Below are 19,284 nucleotides of genomic sequence, written 5' to 3'. Positions count from 1 at the left end.
ATCACCATGCTGCGCAGATGCCAAAATTCTGCAGCACCCGCCCCTTCCACCCACACCACCGCACCACCGCCCGCCCCATGGAACACGCACCCACCTGGCTCACCTACGGCTTTTTGTACCTGAGCGCCGCCGTCCTTGCCGTGCCCCTGGCCAAGGCGCTGGGCCTGGGCTCCATCATTGGCTACCTGGCCGCAGGCATTGCCATCGGCCCCTGGGGGCTGGGGCTGGTGAGCAATGTGCAAGACATCCTGCACTTTGCCGAGTTTGGCGTGGTGCTCATGCTCTTTCTGGTGGGGCTGGAGCTGCAACCGAGCCGCCTGTGGGCGCTGCGCCGCCCCATTTTTGGCACCGGCACCGCCCAGGTGCTGGGCTGCGCGGCGGCGCTGTTTGCACTGGGCTGGCTGGCGGGGCTGCCCTGGCGCATCAGCCTGGTGGGCGCGCTGGGGCTGGCCCTGTCGTCCACCGCCATCGCGCTGCAGGTGCTGGCCGAGCGCAACCTCATGCGCACCAGCAGCGGGCAAGCGGGGTTTTCCATCCTGTTGTTCCAGGATGTGGCGGCCATCCCCATCCTGGCGATGCTGCCCATCCTGGGCGCAGCGGCGGGCGAAGGTGCAGGCCACACGCCCACCGATGTGGCACTCGAAGCCCTCAAGATCGTCGGCGTGATCGGCGCCATCATCCTGGGCGGGCGCTTGCTGCTGCGCCCCCTCTTGCGCTGGATCGCCAAGAGCAAAACCCCCGAAATCTTCACCGCCGCCGCGCTGCTGCTGGTGGTGGGCATCGCCTACCTGATGGTGCTGGTGGGCCTGTCGATGGCGCTGGGCGCCTTTCTGGCGGGCGTGCTGCTGGCCGACAGCGAATACCGCCGCGAACTGGAGGCCGACATCGAGCCCTTCAAAGGCCTGCTGCTCGGGCTGTTCTTCATCGCCGTGGGCATGAGCATCGACTTTGGCGTCATCCTGCGCTCACCAGCCCTCATGGCAGCCATCCTGGTCGGCTTCCTCGCGGCCAAAGCCATCGTCATCTACACGCTGGCCAAGCTGGTCAACATCCCCTACCAAGAGCGCCCCGTGTTCACCCTGCTGCTGGCCCAAGGCGGCGAGTTTGCATTTGTGGTGTTCCAAGCCGCCGCTGGTGCCAACGTGTTTGCGGCAGAAACCGCCTCGCTGCTCATCGGCGCCGTGGCGTTGTCGATGCTGATCAGCCCGCTGCTACTGGTGATGCTGGACCGCGTGCTGCTGCGCCGCTACGCCCGCCTCAAGATCACGCCCCAGGCCGAAGAAATCTCCGAGCCGCAAGAGGCGCCCATCATCATCGCGGGCTTCGGCCGCTACGGGCAGATCGTCTCGCGCGTGCTGCTGGCCGAAGGCATCCACACCACCGTGCTCGACCACAGCGTGGACATGCTGGAGGTAGCCCGCACCTTTGGCTACCGCGTGTTCTATGGCGACGCCACACGGCTCGATCTGCTGCGCATCGCGGGGGCTGAGCGCGCCCGCATCCTGGTCGTGGCGGTGGACGACCCCGAGCAGTCCCTCAAAATCGCCAAGCTGGCGCGCGAACACTTTCCGCACCTGCAGATCGTGGCGCGCGCCCGCGACATCACCCACTGGAACAAGCTGCGCGACCTGGGCGTGACGCTGGTGCAGCGTGAGCTGTTCGAGGCCAGCCTCAAAAGCGCGCATACCGTGCTGGAGCTGATGGGCCTCTCCGCCGCCGAGGCCACAACCTTCACCGACCGCTTCCGCAAACACAACATCGCCCTGGCCGACCGCATGTACCCGCACCACAAAGACCAGGCCAAATACATCGCCGTGGCCCGCGAAGGCCGCAGCCAACTGGCCGAGCAGATGGCCAAAGAGCGGCAGGAGAGCGCGGCGCTGCATGCATCAGGCGCGGCGTATCCGGGGTATGGCGGGGTGGAAGAGGCGGAGGAAGGCGGTGAGCCTGCCCATGCCAATCATTCAGATAAAAACAGGCTATAGGGCGCATTTACAAAGCGCTAGCAGCTATATTTCTAATAGCAAATTAACACCGCCTGGCTTGCCACGCCGCAGTTGCTTCGCCAACCCACCCGCACCCCATGCTCTTTGCCGTGATCCTCACCGACAAGCCCGGCTGTGGCGATATCCGCGCCGCCCAACTCCCAGCGCACATTGCGTGGCTGGAGGCGCACCAAGACATCATCCCCGTGGGCGGCTCTTTGCGCGCCGAGCACGGGGCGGTTCCGAAGGGCGGACTGTGGCTCGCAGAGGCCGAATCCAAAGCCCAGATCGAGGCCTTGCTCCAGACCGACCCATTTTTTACGGCAGGCCTGCGCCAGAGCTACGAGATCCTGCACTGGTCCAAGGCCAACGACGCACGCAAGGTGCTGATCTGACCGGGCCCGTTGAAAAGGCGCTTCAGCCCTTGCCATCACATTGCGCCAACGCGCCTTGAAACCCCGTTGGCTGCGCCTACAAGGCCATCAGAGGAAACCTTGGTCTCGGTAAGTCGTGGGGCAGAATTCGGCCAGGAGCAGCCGGTGGAAGCGAATGGAAGCGGACGCTCAACGCCTAAGTTAACGCGCGGCGAAGCCGTCGCGTTGAACGCCTTGTTGGGCCGCGAACCTTGATAGTAGCAACGGAATGCCACGCTCACGCCAGAACTCTGTTGCTATGCCGCCTGAGGACATTCCGCCATGAGCGTGCCGTTCTACTCTGAAGTGTTTCTGATGCGACACGGGGTAGCCAGTGAGCTTTAGAAAGGTTTCCTCAAGCAAAGACGACAATTCGTGGGATGACTCAGGAAGGGGAATGCCTTGAAATTGCTCTGCCATTTCCCGCCAGAGACAAGGGTCACCCCTTAAGCCCCATTGAATTGGCTCAGGGTCAAAAAGAATAGACATATTCATGACAGAGCTGCATTTCTCTTTAGGCCCAACGTAATGTAGACCGCACCAAGCCGCAGACCATATCTGGCGCTTGCGGTCTAAATTGGCGCGAAAAAAACGCGGAAAAGGGCTTGTAGCCTAGCTTGACGGCGCGTATGCTGTACAAAAAAACAGTACTAAATTCAGCCATGAAACCCGCCTCCCCTCCTGTGTTGCGCGCCACACGGTTGCTGGACCAGGTCCGTGAGCGAATTCGTTACAAGCACTATAGCCTGCGCACCGAACAGGCATACGTGCAGTGGGTGCGCATGTTCGTGAAATGGCACGGCTTGCGGCATCCACGAGACATGGGGCAGCTAGAAATCGAAGGTTTTCTAGCCATGTTGGCTAACGAGCGGCGGGTGGCGGCTGCCACACACAACCAAGCGTTGAGTGCACTGCTATTCCTCTACCGCGAGGTGTTGGGCATGGACCTGCCATGGCTCGATGGCGTGCAGCGCCCGCGCACGCCCAAGCGCATTCCTTCGGTTTTGACGGTAGATGAGGTGGCTGCTCTGCTATTGGCGCTGCCGACCGATATAGCCTTGCTGGCCCGACTGCTGTACGGTACCGGCATGCGGCTGATGGAAGGCCTGCGCTTGCGGGTCAAGGACGTAGATTTTGACCGTGGGGTGGTCGTGGTACGGCAAGCCAAGGGCGACAAGGATCGGGTTGTGATGCTGCCGCGCAGCCTGGCAGCCGAGCTGCGCCAACAGGTGCTGGCTGCACGCGCGCTGTGGGAGCAAGACCGGCAAGCGCAGTGCGGTGGCGTGGACGTTCCGCATGCATTGGAGACCAAATACCCCGGCGTGGGGCAGCGCTGGGGATGGTTCTGGGTGTTCCCCGCTTCGTCCCTGTCGGTGGACCCTCGCACGGGTGTTTGGCGGCGGCATCACGTCTATGAGGAGCGATTGCAGCGCGCACTGAAGAAGGCTGTGGCACAGGCGGGCATTTGCAAACCCGTTTCTGTGCACACCTTGCGCCACAGCTTCGCCACGCACTTGTTGCAGTCGGGCACCGACATTCGCACGGTGCAGGAGTTGCTGGGGCACTCGGATGTGAGTACGACGATGATCTATACCCATGTCCTGAAAGTCGCTGCCGCAGGAACCGCCAGCCCGTTGGACTCCTTGGCCTTGCAGCTGCGGCCTGCCTGAGTGACGGCTTTGGAGCTTCTAGCTGGTTGGCGGCTCAGGGCCCTGACCGGAACTAGCAACGTCCTACAAGCAGCCGCTCATATGAGCGAGCTTCACTTGGACGTGCGAACCACAAACGAAGGCATATGACCGGCAGCGCAGAAATCCAATGCTTGCTCGTACGAAAACCCTTGGTTGACGAGCCACTCCCTCAACTCTTCCACTGTCGGAAAGATTGGACTGACAGGACTTCCTTCGCTGATGTTTTCGTAGACTTGATAAGCCGTCTTCAGCGTTTCGTCCGTGTACCACAGCTGTTCAAGGTGTGCTCCTGCGATGTACTCGCCCTCATTGTCTTTTGGGTGCTGAAAGCCCAGCGGCACTCTCAAAATTTCTCTTCCCATCGCCTCGCTCCTAATCAATGACTGCTACTGGCCGAATTCTGCCTCAGCACAGTCCACAGCACAGCAATCGGCAAGACCACCAACAAGAACCATTCTCAATTAAAGATAGAATCACGCACTCCCTCTAGCGCAGGGTCTACACCCTTCGCGCTCTGTCCCGCCAGCCAGCGTTCCGACCACGCAAGCCCGCGCTCTTGCTCTTGCCTCGGAACCGCTCATGTCCCTGCCTCCTCTGGCCCTTCGGCCTTCCCGCATCACGCGCCGCTTTGCGCTGACGCCCATCGCTTTGTGCCTGGCACAAGCCGCCGCAGCACAAACACCGCCCACCGACGCGGCCCCCCAACTTCAAGAAGTCCGCATCAACGCCAGCACCGAACAAGACATGGGTTTTGCCCCGGTGGAGGCGCAGACGGCCAGCAAAGCGCCCATGCGGCGGCTGGAGACGCCGCAGTCGGTCAGCGTGGTCACGCGCGAGCAGATGGAGTCGCGGCAGATCACCAACGTGCAGCAGGCGCTGCAAACGGTGGCGGGCGTGAGCCCGGTCAACTTTGGGCGCCGGGGGTTTGATGACCTGAACATCCGGGGCTTTCGCTCCACCGAATCCATCCTGGTCGACGGCCTGGTGCAAAGCCCGGGCATGTGGGCCAAGCTGCAGCCCTATGGGTACGAGCGGTTTGAGGTGCTCAAGGGTTCGGCCTCGGTGCTGTATGGGCAGGTGCAGCCGGGCGGCATCGTCAACGCGGTGAGCAAGCGGCCCAAGAAGGAGGCGCTGAGCGAAGTGGGCATGGAAGTGGGCAGCTTTGGCCAGCGCACGCTGCAGGCCGACATCAACCGGCCACTGTCTGAATCGGGCAAGACAGCGCTGCGCATCAACGCGCAGGTCTCCAACGCCGACGACCCCACGCAGTTCGTCTACCGCAAGGATCGGTGGTTTGCGCCGTCGCTCTCCATCGACCTGGGCGCGCAGACCGACCTGGTGCTGTTTGCCACTTACAGCCAAAGCCAGTGGATGCGCCAGCAGGGCATCACGCCCTACGGCACGCTGCTGCCCAACCGCAACGGCACGCTGCCCGTCACCCTGTTCACGGGCGACCCGAGCTTTGGGGGGTATGACGTGGAGAGCACCACTGTGGGCTATGCGCTGGAGCACAAGCTGTCGGACACCATGACCTTCCGCCAGAACGTGCGCTACGAGAGCGAGAAGGGCACGGGTAATTTCGTCTCCAACCAGGCACTGCAAGCCAACCAGCGGCTGCAGAACCGCCAGGCCACGCGCCAGTACATGGACTACGACCTGCTGGCCACCGACACCTCGCTGCTGTCGCGCTTTGAGGCGCTGGGCGTGAAACACCAGCTGGTGACAGGGCTGGACGTGCGCTCTGGCCACTCTTACCAGGGGCAGCGCCGCTGCACCATTGGCGCGCTCAACCTGTTCAACCCGGTCTATGGCGTGGCCGCCACCTGCCCCGTCAACCTGACCAGCGATGCGCCCGAAAAACTCAACGTGATGGGCCTGTATGCGCAAGATCAGATCAAGTTTGGCCAGGGCTGGACGGCCCTGGTGGGCCTGCGCCGCGATTGGTCGACCAACGACATCGATGACCGGGTGGCCGCCAAACAAAACCGCCAAAGGGACAGCGCCACCACGCTGTCTGCGGGCCTGGTGTATGAGTTCAAGCCCGGCTGGTCGGCGTATGGCAGCTATGGCGAATCGTTCCTTCCGGTGTCGGGCCTCACGTTTGGCGGCACGCCGTTTGTGCCAGAGACAGGCAAGCAATGGGAGGCCGGGGTGAAGTACGAGGCGCCCGGTGGCCAGCTCACCGGCGCGCTCGCCGTGTTTGACCTGGTGCGCAACAACGTGACCACGGCCGACCTGGTGAACACCGGCTTCAGCGTGGCCACGGGCCAGCAGCGCGCACGCGGCCTGGAGGCCGAACTGGGCGCCGACCTGAAGAATGGCTGGAAGCTCACCAGCGCCTACACCTACACGCAGACCAAGGTCACGCGCGACAACAACGCCGCCATCGTGGGCCTGCCGCTGAACCTCACGCCGCGCCACACGCTCACCGCCTGGGCCACCTACAAGCTGCCGCAGGCCCCGCGTGTGACGCTGGGCATGGGCGGGCGGTATGTGAGCGAGCAGATCGGCTCCTACCCCTTCACGCTGCCGTCGTACTTTGTGGCCGACCTGTCCGTCAGCTACGTGGGCGAGAACTACCGCATCACCGCCGGTGTGAAGAACCTGTTCGACAAGGCGTACTACGACGGCGCCATCAACGCCAACGTGGTCTCGCCCTCGCTGCCGCGCAACTTCAGCGTGGGGCTGACGTACTTCTTCTGACCCTGCCCGCGACCGACCCTGCCCGCAAGCCGCCCATGACCAGCCAGCGCACCCTGAACCGCCTTTTTGTCCTGCACTCCTGGGCGGGCATCGTCACGGGGTTGCTGATGTTCATCGTGTGCTTCTCGGGTGCGGTGGTGGTGTTCAAGAACGAGATCGACCTGTGGGCCAACCCGTCGCTGGCGCAGCTGCCGCGTGCTGAAACGCCCGCCCCGCTGGACACCGTGCTGGCGCAGCTGCAGGCCCGCTACCCCGGCGCCATGGTGGAGACGATTGCGCTGCCCGACGCCATCAACCCCCACTACTTCGCCTTTGTGCGCGAGCCTGGGGCACCGGCCACCACCCGCACCAAGGTCGCGCTGCGCGCTGACACCGGCGCGGTGGTGGGCCCGGTGGACAGCCAGCTCGGCCAGTACCTGCGCATGCTGCACGTGTTCCTGTTCTTCGGGCCCCGGTGGATCGTGGGGTTTCTGGGGGCGGCCATGCTGGTGTTGATTGCCACCGGCATCGTCATCCACCGCAAGATCCTGGCAGAGCTGTTCACCCAGCGCTGGGGCCGCAGCCTGCGCGTGGTGATGTCGGACCTGCACAAATGCGTGGGCATCTGGGGCCTGGGCTTTCACATCCTGATTGCGGGCACGGGCGCCTGGATGGGGCTGGCGCCGCTGTTTGAGCAGAGCTTCAAGTACCTGACCGCACCCACCCCACAGACAGCGGCCGACAGTGCAGCGGCGGCCTCTCGCAAAGCGGCTGCTGCGGCGGCGGCCACCCCGGCGCCCATGGTGTCGCTGGATGCGCTGTACGCCGCTGCGCAGCAAGCGGCCCCGGGTTTGCAAGCGCGCTATGCATCGCTGCAGCGCTGGGGCACTGCCAGCGCCAGCGTGGCCTTCACCGGCAGCCTGCAAGGGCATTTGCTGAGCACGGCCAGGGTGGAGGCCAATGCCGCCACCGGCGCCATCACCCGCGTGCACGACCCGCGCACCCAGGGGTTCTGGTCGCAGTTCAATGGCTTGATGGAGCCCCTGCACTTTGGCGACTTTGGCGGGCTCACGCTGAAGTGGCTCTACTTTGTGCTGGGCATGACGCCCGCGTTTTTGTCCATCTCTGGCACCCTGATCTGGCTGGATTCACGCCAGCAGCGCCGCCGCACGGCCGTGCCTGCGCACACGGCACGGACCGCTGGGCGTGCCACGGCAGACGCTGCCGCGCCCTGACCATCCATCGCCTGACACATCGCCCCTGCACACGGCCCCATGAACCGACCCACCCGCTTTTACCTGGCACTGCACGCCACCCTGGCCGCCGCATTGGTGGGGGCCATGGCGCTGCACCTGGGGCCCATCCTGGCGCACTGGCCCGCCCTTGCACAGCGCCCCGTCTGGACGGTGTGGGTGTTGCTTGGCCTTTGGCTGGCACTGTCTGCCGCAGCCGTGACACTGCGCCCGCGGGTGCAGTGGCGCGTGGCCCTGGGTGTGGCCGCCGCCGCGTTGCTGGCCCTGGGGCTGGGCGGGTGGGCGCTGGGCACATCGCTGGCAGGGTCGGTGCTGGCAGGCTTAGCCGCCTGTGCCCTGGCTTGCGCGGGGCTGGCAGCCACCATCACCCCGGCACGCATTCAAGCGCCACGGGCTGCAGGCAAGGCCACTGGCAAGACTTCAAGCAAGACCGCCGGAGCCGTGGCGGCGGGTCCGTCCACCCGCGCCCCGTGGTGGCAGCGCCTGGCGGGCTGGCCGCACTGGCCCTTTGTGTTGGTGGCGGCCCTGGCGCTGGAGTCCTTTAGGCTCGGGCACATCGTGGCCACCGGGGCGGCGCGCCCTTCGGGCATGGCGGGCTTGCTCATCGCCTTTTTTCTCGCACTGCCAGCGGCCACGCTGCGGCACTGGTGGCCCCGCTGGGCCACCGCGCTGTGGCTGCTGGCTGGCGCTGCCTGTGCGGGCCTGGCCCACAAATCAGGCCTGCCGCAATGGGCTGTGGCCACCGCGCTGTGTCTGTGGCAGCCACTGTGGACGGAGGGAAAGACCATGGCGGTGCGCACGCGCCTGGGCGCGGCACGGCACCTGGGGGACGCGTCTCGCGCCAGCCCCGGCACAGAAAGCACCGCATGACCCTGGCCGACTTCGCACACCTGAGCGCTGTGCTGGCATCGCTGCTGGGGCTGTCGGCCTGGGCACACGCCACATCGACCCGTGCGTGGGGCGAGCCTGCCGATGCCCCGCGCAGCCCCCTAAACCGCCACCGCACCGTGGCGCTGGCCACCCTGCTGCTCCAAGGCGGCACCGCCCTGGCCACGGGGCAGTGGGTGGATGCACTCGCCCTGGTCGCAGCCGCCTGGATGGTGCTGGGCGGCGCCCTGGTGCTCGCCATGAACCAGTGGCCCGCAGCCACCCGCCTGTGGGCCCCACGGCTAGGCTGGCTGGGGGTGGCGGGCTGCGTGGTGGCACTGGGCGCCGCGCTGCTACCTATTGGCTTGAAAGCCTTGTAAAACAAGCGCAAACAGCTATTTATTTCATAGCAACCCAAAACCCCAGACCGCGCTGTCGTGCCCTGGCCAATGCATGTACAGAGAAAGTAGGCTCCTAAGAACCTGTTCCAAATCTTTTTGGAGGATCGCATTGGAGTGCAATCGGGATGAGTGGATGCCTCGGATGCGCCGCATGGGCTCGTGCCCATGCAAGCAGCCAGGGCATTCAATCACCCGATTTCACTCCAACCCGTAGGGCAAGTGCCTTGCCGGTCGGTCTGCGTTGTTGCATCGCTTGCCAATAGCACGGGCTATTGGCAAGCGCTGCGCCTAGCAGCCCATCCCGGCAAAGCACTTGTGCGACCCCAAAAAGATCTTGAACAGGTTCTAAAGTGGCGCGCAAACTCCTTTCGCGCCACTTTATTTGGCGCGATTCCGATTCGCGCCACCAGGAGCCCCGACTTTGAGGAAGATCACTTCCCGCATGTTTGCATCACTCGGATACTTCTCCAACGTTCGGCCCGTTCCGCCTCTGACAGCGAGATGCTGGATGCAGCCGTGATAGCGTTGTTGATATCGTGTTGCGAGGGACAAGGGCCGCTTGCGCGCGCGGGGGCCGACCCTGTAGGCGCCCCCGGCCGGTGCTGCACCGACTCCACGACGCCGTTGCGCGTGTACACCAGCCAAGTCTCGTTTGAGCGCTCGTAAATCACCTGGTCCGCTTGCGTGCCGCCATAGTTGTTGGCATTGACCTTGGTAGGCTGGCCCATGGCCTCTTGGAGTTGCGCACTCGTCATCCCCACCATCGGCCGCTTTGCGCGGATCGCCTCGGCCATCTCGTTGTCGAGCTTGAGCTTTGCGCGCTTGGCCTGGGCATCCGCTTGTTGAGATGGGTCTGGCGTGCCAGTGGAGGGGCGGATGTCCATTTTTGTGCCCTGGCCTGCACAGGGCGCGTCTTGATAGACCTGCCGCCCATCCGCTCCAGTGCATTTGTTGACTGCCCATGTCTGGCTACAGAGCAACACCGCCGCAGCTATCAGTGTCTGTTTGAGCATGCGCGTCAGCCCCGATGAACGATGGCTTGGTTCAGTGCCGCAATCACCTGGTTGAAGTACTCCTTGTCCACGGTGGAAAGCGCTTTGGTTTCGCCCCCTGCGGTGTTCAAAAAGATGTGGAAATAGGTCTTTTGGTTGTAGAGCAGAAACGCGGCGACAGCGACCACAGCAATGCCGAACCAGAGGTAATTCAAAGCAATCATGAGACCGACAATCAACACGACGATCAGCATCAGTCGGCTAGGTGCCTCTGTTGCAGGCTTGATGGACGTGACATTGCTCATGGCAAAAGTTTGCGCGTCCACAACAAAGCGGGCGTTGGTGACTTTGACGCCGTCGTGCTGAAAAAAGACCTTCTCATCCATTTGCTGTTCCTCTCTAGATTGGTTTGACAGTTGTCCTGGCTCCCATCGGGGGGCATCCGGCTATAGCCAAGGAGCAAATGCCACCGCCCCGGGCTTCAACTCCACCGAGCCAACGGGCCCTACAAATGGTAACAGTTCGTTTACATATCGCAGCTACCGAAACTGGTAGGCCCAGCGACTTCAGTCCGCTCTGTTCCCACATGCCCGCCAACCTGGCAGAGGTAAATCCGAGGCGGGCCAAACGGCTGGGCGGACTGGCTAGGTGTGGTGGGCTGCGTGGTGGCGCTGGGCGCCACTCTGCTACCAGTGGGGAGCGGAGCAAACATCAAACCAAATCAGCCCCTAGCGCTTATCCACAAAGCGCAAGAAGCTATAAATTGAATAGCAAAACCACCCACGCACTCGCAAGGCAGGCCCACGCTGCACAGCGACGCACGACAATCGCGGGCATGAAATGGACCGATGCCCCCTGGATTGAACTGTTGCGCCTGGCGCTGGAAGTGGCTGCCACCGTGGCCTTTGCCCTGTCGGGCGTGATGATGGCGGCGCGCAAGCGCTTTGACGCGGTGGGGGTGTGCGTGGTGGCGTTTGTGTCGGCCTTTGGCGGGGGCACGCTGCGCGACCTGCTGCTGGACCAGCGCCCCTTTTTCTGGGTGCGCCACACCGAGTTTGTCTGGGGCATTCTGGGGCTGAGCATGGCAGCCATGCTGTTCATGCGCCAGCGCCACTTTGAGCCCACCGAGCGCGCCATGCTGCTGCCCGACGCCATTGGCCTGGGTCTGTTTGCCGCCGTGGGGGTGGACATTGCCGCCGCCGTGGGCATGCCCCCGCTGATTGCCGTGATGATGGGCGTGACCACCGGCGTGTTTGGCGGCGTACTGCGCGATGTGCTGTGCAACGAGGTGCCCCAGGCCTTCAGCGACCACCGCCCCTATGCCCTGTGCGCCTTTGCCGGGGGCTGGGCCGACATGGCGCTGCGCCAGGCCGATGGCGCCGTGGTGAGCCCGCTGCTGGCCTGCGTGCTGGTGACGGCCGGGCTGCGCGGCCTGGCCTTGTGGCGCAATTGGCAGTTGCCCGCGTGGCGGGTGTAGAGCGGCGCACAAAGCCCCTGCGTGCCGCGAAACAACGCCCCCGCCAGGGCCAACGCCGTAAAATCGCCACCCCAGCCCCTGGATGAACACCACGAATTGCTGACACGCCCCATGACCACATCCCCCAGCACCCTGCACCACCCTGCCACCACCGACCTTCCAAAGGCTGGCACCCCGCGCCTGTGGCGTCCCTTGCTTGCCGCAGCCGCCCTCACCGGCCTGCTGGGCGCCTTGGCGCTTGAGCCCGTGCAGGCCCAGGTGGTCAACCCGCTGGGCAACGTGCGCAATTTCCCTGAAGCCGCCCTGCGCGGCACGCTCACCATCGTGAGCGTGCAAGAGGCCAAGCTCAACAGCAAAGACATCCGCATGGCCCCTGGCATGCGCCTGTTCAGCCCCCAAAACTCGCTGGTGCAGCGCCACACCGTGATCGGCCAGACCTACAAGGTGAACTACGTGATCGAAGCCAGCAGCGGCATGCTGCACTCGGCCTGGATCTTGAGCGAGGCCGAAGCCGCCAAGCCCTTCAAGGGCAGCGACACGGTCATCACCAACATCAACTCGGGCAGTGGCAACGTGTCCACAGGCAACGTCCTGAAATAACGCCCCTGGCGCTGCCACGGCGGCAGCGCCTTTGGCTCTTGGAGCCGCCCTCCAGAGCCCCTCCCCATCCCAGTCACCGTGCCCCAGGGCGGCGGTGTTTGCTTGCTATTTGCGAAATTGCCATGGCCAAAAAAGTCTTTATCAAAACCTTCGGCTGCCAGATGAACGAGTACGACTCGGACAAGATGGCCGACGTGCTCAACGCCGCCCAAGGCTACGAGCCCACGCAAAACGTGGACGAGGCCGACCTCATCCTCTTCAACACCTGCTCGGTGCGCGAAAAAGCGCAGGAGAAAGTCTTCAGCGACCTGGGCCGCATCAAGCACCTGAAGGCACGCGGCGTGAAGATTGGCGTGGGCGGCTGCGTGGCCAGCCAGGAAGGCGCCGAGATCATCAAGCGCGCCCCCTATGTGGACGTGGTGTTTGGCCCGCAGACCCTGCACCGCCTGCCCGAGATGCTGAACCAGCGTGAGCAGTTGAACCGCCCCCAGGTGGACATCAGCTTTCCCGAGATCGAGAAGTTCGACCACCTGCCGCCCGCGCGCGTCGAAGGTGCCTCGGCCTTTGTGTCGATCATGGAAGGCTGCAGCAAATACTGCAGCTACTGCGTGGTGCCCTACACCCGTGGCGAGGAAGTGAGCCGCCCGTTTGACGACGTGCTGGTGGAAGTGGCGGGCCTGGCCGACCAGGGCGTGAAAGAAATCACCCTGCTGGGCCAGAACGTGAACGCCTACCTGGGCAAGATGGGGGGCACGGCCGAGATTGCCGACTTTGCCCTGCTGCTCGAATACGTGTCGGACATTCCCGGCATTGAGCGCATCCGCTACACCACCAGCCACCCCAACGAGTTCACGCCCCGGCTGATCGAGGCCTACGCCAAGCTGCCCAAGCTGGCCAGCCACTTGCATCTGCCCGTGCAGCACGGCAGCGACCGCATTTTGATGGCCATGAAGCGCGGCTACACCGCCATGGAATACAAGAGCACGGTGCGCAAGCTGCGCGCTATCCGCCCCGACCTGGCCATGAGCAGCGACTTCATCGTGGGCTTCCCCGGTGAGACGGAAGACGACTTCAACAAGATGATGAAGCTCATCGACGATATCCACTTCGACAACAGCTTCAGCTTTATCTTCAGCCCCCGCCCCGGCACACCCGCAGCAGGCCTGCACGACGACACGCCGCACGACGTGAAGCTGCGCCGCCTGCAGCACCTGCAGGGCGTCATCAACGCCAACATCAAGTCCATCAGCGAAAGCCGCGTGGGCACGGTGCAGCGCATTCTGGTGGAAGGCGCCTCCAAGCGCGACGCCACCGAGCTGATGGGCCGCACCGAGTGCAACCGCGTGGTCAACTTTGTGGGCCAGCCCCGCCTGGTGGGGCAAATGGTGGATGTGACCATCACCGAGGCCAAGGCCTACACCTTGCGGGGCGAAGTGCTGGTGCGCGAGGGCGCCGCCCTCACCGCCTGACCCCCCACCCCAGCGCATGGCCCCACACCCCACGAGCCCCCCGCTGGCTCGCCCGCACGGCCCATCGTTTCAGCAACTGCTGCTGCTCGCCTTCTTGCTGATTGCGGGGGTGCTGGGCGCCAGCGCCCTGCGGGCGGTGTTCACGCTGGAAGCGCTGATGGGCCAAAGCCAGGCCAGCGCCGCCCAAGCGGCCGCGCTGAACGTGGCGGCCCAGGCGCTGAACCAGCGCGGCCAGGCCATGGAGCGCTCGGCCCGGCAATCGCTGGTGCTGAACGACCCCCTGCTGCGCCAAAGCTTTGACGATATGGCGGCCGATGCCCAGGGCATCGTGCGCCAACTGAGCGACGCGGGCCTGCCGCCCGCCCAGGCCCAGCAGTGGCAGGCCAGCATGCAAACCGTGCGCAATTTGCTGCGCGCACCGCCCTGGCAGTCGCTGGAAAACGAACGCAGCGTGGCCGAAGAGTTTGTGGCGCTCGACACCTTGCACGCGGCCATCACGCAATCGGTGCAGGAACTCAATGCCCGCCAGGCCAGCGAGCTGCAAGCGCGGGTAGACGCCAGCCGCCGCACCGTGATGCACCAACTGGTGGGCGCGATTGTGCTGGCACTGGTGCTGGCACTGTGGCTGGGCATCTGGCTGGCGCGCCCCTTCAAGCGGCTGGAGCGCGCCATTCGCCGCCTGGGCGAGAACCAGCTGGAGCAACCCGTGGCCATCACCGGCCCCGCCGACGTGCGCCGCGTGGGCCAGCAGCTGGAGTGGCTGCGCCTGCGGCTGCTGGAGCTGGACGCCGACAAGGCGCGCTTTTTGCGCCATGTCTCGCACGAACTCAAAACCCCGCTGGCCGCGCTGCGCGAAGGCGTGGCCCTGCTGCAGGACGGCGTGACCGGAGAACTGAGCGAAGGCCAGAAAGAAGTGACGCAGATCCTGCACCAGAACACCCTGGTGCTGCAAAGCGAGATCGAGGCACTGCTGCGCTTTAACGCCGCCGCCTTTGAGGCCCGCCAGTTGCAGCGGCGCGAGACCGATCTGATCGCCCTGCTGGAAGACCTGGTAGAGGCCCAGCGCCTGCAATGGCAGGCCCGCAGCCTGCGGGTGGAGGTGAGCGGCGAGCGCACCGTGCTGCTGCTGGATGCGGAGAAAATCACCTCGGCCATGGGCAACCTGCTGTCCAACGCCATCCGCTTCTCGCCCGAACAAGGCACGGTGCGCCTGGCTGTGTCGCGCGCGCCCGGCCAGGTGCTGGTGGATGTGACCGACGACGGCCCCGGCGTGGCCCCTGCCGACCGGGCCCATGTGTTTGAACCCTTTTACCGGGGCGAGCGCCAGCCTGAGAACGCGGTGCGTGGCACCGGCATCGGGCTGTCCATCGTGCAGGAATACATCCACGCCCACGGTGGGCGGGTGCAGGTGCTGCAGATGCCGAGCGACGCCCCCCGCTCATTTTTCCGAATCGAATTGCCCGATGCTTCCTGAACCGCAAGCCCTGCCGACCCTCCGCCCCGTGCACTGGGCTGCCCGCTGGGGCCTTGCCGCCTCGTGCCTGTGCGCGGCCTGGCTGACTGGCTGCGCCACAGCCCCCACCCCGCCCAATGCGGCCCCGGTGACCGCGGCCCACGCGGTAGAGGCCGCCGCAGAGCCCGCCACGGCCCCACCCGCGCCACTGGCCGCCGAAAGCGACGAGCCCACCACGGCGCCCAAAGACCTGCTGCGCGACACCCTGGCCTATGCCGACCGCACCCTGGGCGCCAGCACCACCGACCTGGCGCGTGAGACGGCCCGGCTGTCGGACCTGGACGAGAGCAAGCCCTCGCGTGCGCTGCGCCTGGCACTGGTGCTGGCCCAAACCCGCCAGCCCGTGGACACTGCCCGCGCCCTGGGCCTGGTGCAGCGCACCCTGGCCAACCCTGCCGCCCAAGAGCTGCACCCGCTGGCCCGCCTGCTGGAGGCGCGCCTGACCCAGCAGCGCCGCCTGGAAGACCAACTGGACCGCCAGGCCCAGCAACTGCGCGAAGCCCAGCGCCGAAACGACCAGCTGAGCGAGCGCCTGGAGGCCGTGCGCGCCATTGAACGCAGCCTGACCACGCGCCCCGCCCCAGCCGCCACAGCACCGGCCACAAGCCCCCCCGGCGCTGCCGCCAGTGGCGTGGGCAGCAGCAACGGCAATGGCACGGCCAAACCCTGAGGCACCACGCCATGACCGCATCCACGCGCCCCGCAACAGCCCATATCGCCGCCCACAGCCCCGCCCACCGCATCCTGGTGGTGGACGACGATGCCGACATGCTGCGCCTGCTGTCGCTGCGCCTCAAAGCCGCCGGGCACGAGGTAGTGGCCGTGGGCTCGGCCGAGGCCGCGCTGGCGCAGCTGGACGTGGCCCGCCCCCAGCTGGTGCTGAGCGATGTGCGCCTGCCCGGCAAGGATGGCCTGGCGCTGTTTGACGAGGTGCACGCACGCCACCCCTCGCTGCCGGTAATTCTGCTCACGGCCCACGGCACCATCCCCGACGCGGTCGAGGCCACATCGCGTGGCGTCTTCACCTACCTGACCAAGCCCTACGACGGCAAAGAGCTGCTGGAGAAAGTCGCCCAGGCCCTGGCCCTCAGCGCCCCCGCCGTGCACCAGGCCCACGCCAACGAGGCCTGGCGGGCCGACATCGTGAGCCGCTCGGCCCGCATGACCGACCTGCTGGCCGAGGCCTACCTGGTGGCCCAGTCGGACGCCAGCGTGCTGCTGCTGGGCGACAGCGGCGCGGGCAAAGAGCTGCTGGCCCAGGCCATCCACCGCGCCAGCCCCCGTGCGGGCAAGCCCTTTGTGGCGGTGAACTGCGGCGCCATCCCCGAGGCGCTGCTCGAATCGGAACTGTTCGGCCACGTCAAAGGCGCGTTCACCGACGCCGTGAGCAACCACAAGGGGCTGTTCCAGGCGGCCGAGGGCGGCACGCTGCTGCTGGACGAGATTGGCGACATGCCGCCCGCCCTGCAGGTCAAGCTGCTGCGCGTGCTGCAAGAACGCGCCGTGCGGCCCGTGGGCGCGAGCCAGTCCATACAGATCAACGTGCGCATCGTCTCGGCCACGCACCGCAACCTGGAGGCGGCCATGGCCGCAGGCCAGTTCCGCGAAGACCTGTACTACCGCCTGAACGTGGTGACGCTGCAGCTGCCCACGCTGGGCGAGCGGCGCGAAGACATTGCGCTGCTGGCCAACCACTTTCTGGACAAGCTGGCCCGCAAGTACGACAAGCGCCTGTCGGGCTTTGCGCCCGAAGCGCTCAAGGCGCTCACGGCCGCCGCCTGGCCCGGCAATGTGCGCCAGCTCTACAACGTGGTCGAGCAAGTGTGCGCCCTGTCCACCACACCGCTGGTGCCGCTGTCGATGGTGCAGCGGGCCCTGCGCATTCCATCGGCCCAGGTGCTGAGCTTTGCCGAGGCCCGCCAGCGCTTTGAGCGCGAATATCTGGTGGACCTGCTGAAGATGACCGATGGCAACGTGGCCGATGCCGCGCGCCTGGCGCAGCGCAACCGCACCGAGTTTTACCGGCTGCTGCAAAAGCACGCGCTGACGCCGGGCCAGTTCAAGGCCGACGGGGTGGCGGGCGACGATGTCGCTGAAGAGCGACACGAGTAATGCGTTGATTTGCTTGGATTTTTCTCCCACACGCCGCATCCCTGTCGCCAGATGCCGACAAAAAGGCCGCCATTTCCCCTGCCAGGCGCCCATTGGGCCTCTCTGCACAATTGCTTACGTGCAGATCCACTCCTAAGCCTCTGATTTAAAAGCACTTTTCCAAGCTGGCACAGGGTTTGCCCTAGTGCTGGTATGCAAGCCGCTTTTTATCCATCCGTGCGCCCCTCGACCCGGGCTGCACGGCCCGTGCTGGCGCTGTGCGCAGCACTGCTGGCCACGGCCGCGTCGGCCCAGGCGATGGACCTCGACGCCATCACCCAACTGGCCAAGCAGCGCGCCGCCCAACCCTACAGCGCCATGAACGTGCGCCTGCCCCCCGAGCTGGAGGCCATGGACTACGACCAGGTGCGCGACATCCGCTGGCGGCCTGAGCGCGCCCTGTGGCGCACCCGTACCGAGCCGTCGCAGGCGCCATCACAGTTGCCGTCACAGTTGCCATTTGAGGCCATGTTCTTCCACCTGGGCCTGTACCAGCGCGAGCCGGTGCTCATCAACGAGGTGTCGCCACAAGGCACACGCCACATCCCTTACCGGGCCGCAGACTTTGACTACGGCAAGAACGCCGTCAAGCCCCAGACCTGGGGCGACCTGGGGTTTGCGGGCTTTCGCCTGCACTACCACTTGAACTCACCCGATTACAAGGACGAGCTGGCCGTCTTCCAGGGCGCCAGCTACTTCCGTGCGCTGGGCGCGGGCCAGCAATATGGGCTGTCGGCCCGGGGCCTGGCCATCGACACGGTGGGCGGCCAGGGGGAGGAATTTCCGCGCTTTACCGAGTTCTGGCTGGTGCGGCCACAGCCCGGTGACACCCAGGCCACGGTGTATGCGCTGCTGGATTCACCCCGCGCCACTGGCGCCTACCGCTTTGACATCCGCCCCGGCGCGCAAACCACCACCACGGTGACGGCCCGCATCTTTGTGCGCGGCGGTGGCAGTGGCGCAGGCCCCATCAAGACGCTGGGCATTGCCCCGCTGACCAGCATGTTCCTGTTTGGCGAGAACCAGCCGCGCAAGGACGACTTCCGCCCCGAGGTGCACGACTCCGACGGCCTGATGGTGGCCACGGGCGAGGGCGAATGGCTCTGGCGCCCACTGCAAAACCCCAAGCAGCCCCTCGTCACCTCGTTTGCCACCACCAACCCCCAAGGCTTTGGCCTGATGCAGCGCGACCGGCAGTGGAGCAGCTACGAAGACGTGGAAGCCCGCTACGAGCGCCGCCCCAGCGCCTGGGTGCGCCCCCTGCACCCCTGGGGCCCCGGCCGCGTGGAACTGGTGCAGCTGCCCACCCCCGACGAGACCCACGACAACGTCGTTGCCTACTGGGTGCCCCAGCAACTGCCGCCCCCCGGCACCCCGCTGGAGGTGCGCTACGAGCTCGCCTGGCAAGGCGACCAGGGCGCCGGGCAGCAACGCCCGCCCAGCGCCTGGGCTACCCAGTCACGCAAGGGCGTGGGCTACACAAAGCAAAGCCCTGAAGCCCTGCAAAAACAGGTGCAGTACGTGATCGACTTTGCGGGCCCTGCCCTGCAAGACCTGCCCGCCGATGCCCCCGTGAAGGCCGTGGTGAGCAGCGATGCCAACGCCCGCGTGCTCGAAAGCGGCGTGTACCGCAACCCGGCCACCGGCCAATGGCGCATGACGCTGCGCATCGAACGCCTGCAGGGCAACCAGCCCATTGAGCTGCGCGCCTTCCTTCAACACCTTCAACACGCTGTGAGCGAAACATGGACCCACGTCATTCTTCCCGAGTAGGCCGGCCCGCAACACGT

General features: G+C 65.4%; 17 protein-coding genes. 14 read left to right on the top strand and 3 right to left on the bottom strand.

Annotated elements, in window-relative coordinates; all coding sequences use genetic code 11:
- The first annotated feature begins 77 nt into the window (after positions 1 to 77).
- The 3 genes from kefC (at position 78) to CLU88_RS20715 (ending at position 4,068) form a co-directional block, all read left to right on the top strand.
- Positions 78 to 1,985 carry a glutathione-regulated potassium-efflux system protein KefC gene (gene kefC / locus CLU88_RS20730; protein WP_099659048.1) on the top strand — a complete coding sequence of 636 codons (1,908 nt, stop codon included), beginning with the start codon at positions 78 to 80 and terminating at the stop codon, positions 1,983 to 1,985.
- Positions 1,986 to 2,083: 98 nt separating this feature from the next.
- A complete protein-coding gene (locus CLU88_RS20725; protein WP_099658216.1) occupies positions 2,084 to 2,380 on the top strand; it encodes a YciI family protein in 297 nt (98 codons plus the stop codon).
- Between the two features lie 680 nt (positions 2,381 to 3,060).
- Complete coding sequence (locus CLU88_RS20715; protein ID WP_099658214.1) at positions 3,061 to 4,068, top strand: integron integrase; 1,008 nt, start codon at positions 3,061 to 3,063, stop codon at positions 4,066 to 4,068.
- Between the two features lie 92 nt (positions 4,069 to 4,160).
- Here CLU88_RS20715 and CLU88_RS20710 read toward each other — a convergent pair whose 3' ends face one another.
- Positions 4,161 to 4,451, bottom strand: coding sequence for a hypothetical protein (locus CLU88_RS20710; protein WP_099658213.1), 291 nt, complete (start codon positions 4,449 to 4,451; stop codon positions 4,161 to 4,163).
- A 217-nt stretch (positions 4,452 to 4,668) separates the two neighbouring features.
- Here CLU88_RS20710 and CLU88_RS20705 point away from each other — a divergent pair, with 217 nt between their 5' ends.
- The 4 genes from CLU88_RS20705 to CLU88_RS20690 are packed head-to-tail and all read left to right on the top strand — an operon-like array spanning position 4,669 to position 9,271.
- Entirely contained in the window at positions 4,669 to 6,792 is a 2,124-nt protein-coding gene (locus tag CLU88_RS20705) for a TonB-dependent siderophore receptor (protein ID WP_099658212.1), read from the top strand.
- A 35-nt stretch (positions 6,793 to 6,827) separates the two neighbouring features.
- A complete protein-coding gene (locus tag CLU88_RS20700; protein WP_099658211.1) occupies positions 6,828 to 8,006 on the top strand; it encodes a PepSY domain-containing protein in 1,179 nt (392 codons plus the stop codon).
- 39 nt (positions 8,007 to 8,045) lie between these two features.
- Positions 8,046 to 8,894 (top strand): hypothetical protein, encoded by an 849-nt coding sequence (locus CLU88_RS20695; RefSeq protein ID WP_099658210.1) that lies wholly within the window; start codon positions 8,046 to 8,048, stop codon positions 8,892 to 8,894.
- Complete coding sequence (locus tag CLU88_RS20690) at positions 8,891 to 9,271, top strand: hypothetical protein (protein ID WP_099658209.1); 381 nt, start codon at positions 8,891 to 8,893, stop codon at positions 9,269 to 9,271. Before CLU88_RS20695 ends, CLU88_RS20690 begins: the two co-directional genes overlap by 4 nt.
- A gap of 452 nt (positions 9,272 to 9,723) precedes the next feature.
- Here CLU88_RS20690 and CLU88_RS20680 read toward each other — a convergent pair whose 3' ends face one another.
- On the bottom strand, positions 9,724 to 10,176 hold the full coding sequence (locus CLU88_RS20680) for a hypothetical protein (RefSeq protein WP_143226058.1): 453 nt from the start codon (positions 10,174 to 10,176) through the stop codon (positions 9,724 to 9,726).
- A gap of 134 nt (positions 10,177 to 10,310) precedes the next feature.
- A complete protein-coding gene (locus tag CLU88_RS20675; RefSeq protein WP_099658207.1) occupies positions 10,311 to 10,670 on the bottom strand; it encodes a DUF6232 family protein in 360 nt (119 codons plus the stop codon).
- Positions 10,671 to 11,119: 449 nt separating this feature from the next.
- Between CLU88_RS20675 and CLU88_RS20670 the strand changes: the two genes are divergently transcribed.
- From CLU88_RS20670 to CLU88_RS20640, 7 genes are all read left to right on the top strand, one after another.
- Positions 11,120 to 11,761, top strand: coding sequence for a trimeric intracellular cation channel family protein (locus CLU88_RS20670; protein WP_099658206.1), 642 nt, complete (start codon positions 11,120 to 11,122; stop codon positions 11,759 to 11,761).
- 111 nt (positions 11,762 to 11,872) lie between these two features.
- Positions 11,873 to 12,361 carry a hypothetical protein gene (locus tag CLU88_RS20665; protein ID WP_369827676.1) on the top strand — a complete coding sequence of 163 codons (489 nt, stop codon included), beginning with the start codon at positions 11,873 to 11,875 and terminating at the stop codon, positions 12,359 to 12,361.
- Positions 12,362 to 12,483: 122 nt separating this feature from the next.
- Positions 12,484 to 13,830, top strand: a complete 1,347-nt coding sequence (miaB, locus tag CLU88_RS20660) for a tRNA (N6-isopentenyl adenosine(37)-C2)-methylthiotransferase MiaB (protein ID WP_099658205.1) — start codon at positions 12,484 to 12,486, stop codon at positions 13,828 to 13,830.
- Positions 13,831 to 13,846: 16 nt separating this feature from the next.
- Complete coding sequence (locus tag CLU88_RS20655; RefSeq protein WP_099658204.1) at positions 13,847 to 15,304, top strand: HAMP domain-containing sensor histidine kinase; 1,458 nt, start codon at positions 13,847 to 13,849, stop codon at positions 15,302 to 15,304.
- The gene (locus tag CLU88_RS20650) at positions 15,294 to 16,013 is read left to right on the top strand and encodes a hypothetical protein (protein WP_233205541.1); all 720 of its coding nucleotides are present in this window, start codon (positions 15,294 to 15,296) and stop codon (positions 16,011 to 16,013) included. Before CLU88_RS20655 ends, CLU88_RS20650 begins: the two co-directional genes overlap by 11 nt.
- An 11-nt stretch (positions 16,014 to 16,024) precedes the next feature.
- On the top strand, positions 16,025 to 17,455 hold the full coding sequence (locus CLU88_RS20645) for a sigma 54-interacting transcriptional regulator (protein WP_099658203.1): 1,431 nt from the start codon (positions 16,025 to 16,027) through the stop codon (positions 17,453 to 17,455).
- Positions 17,456 to 17,647: 192 nt separating this feature from the next.
- Positions 17,648 to 19,267 (top strand): glucan biosynthesis protein G, encoded by a 1,620-nt coding sequence (locus tag CLU88_RS20640; protein ID WP_199173483.1) that lies wholly within the window; start codon positions 17,648 to 17,650, stop codon positions 19,265 to 19,267.
- Positions 19,268 to 19,284: the final 17 nt, after the last annotated feature.

The organism is Acidovorax sp. 56 (genome assembly GCF_002749705.1).
Classification (GTDB): Bacteria; Pseudomonadota; Gammaproteobacteria; order Burkholderiales; family Burkholderiaceae_C; genus Acidovorax.
This window is presented reverse-complemented; position numbering and strand designations above follow the sequence as displayed.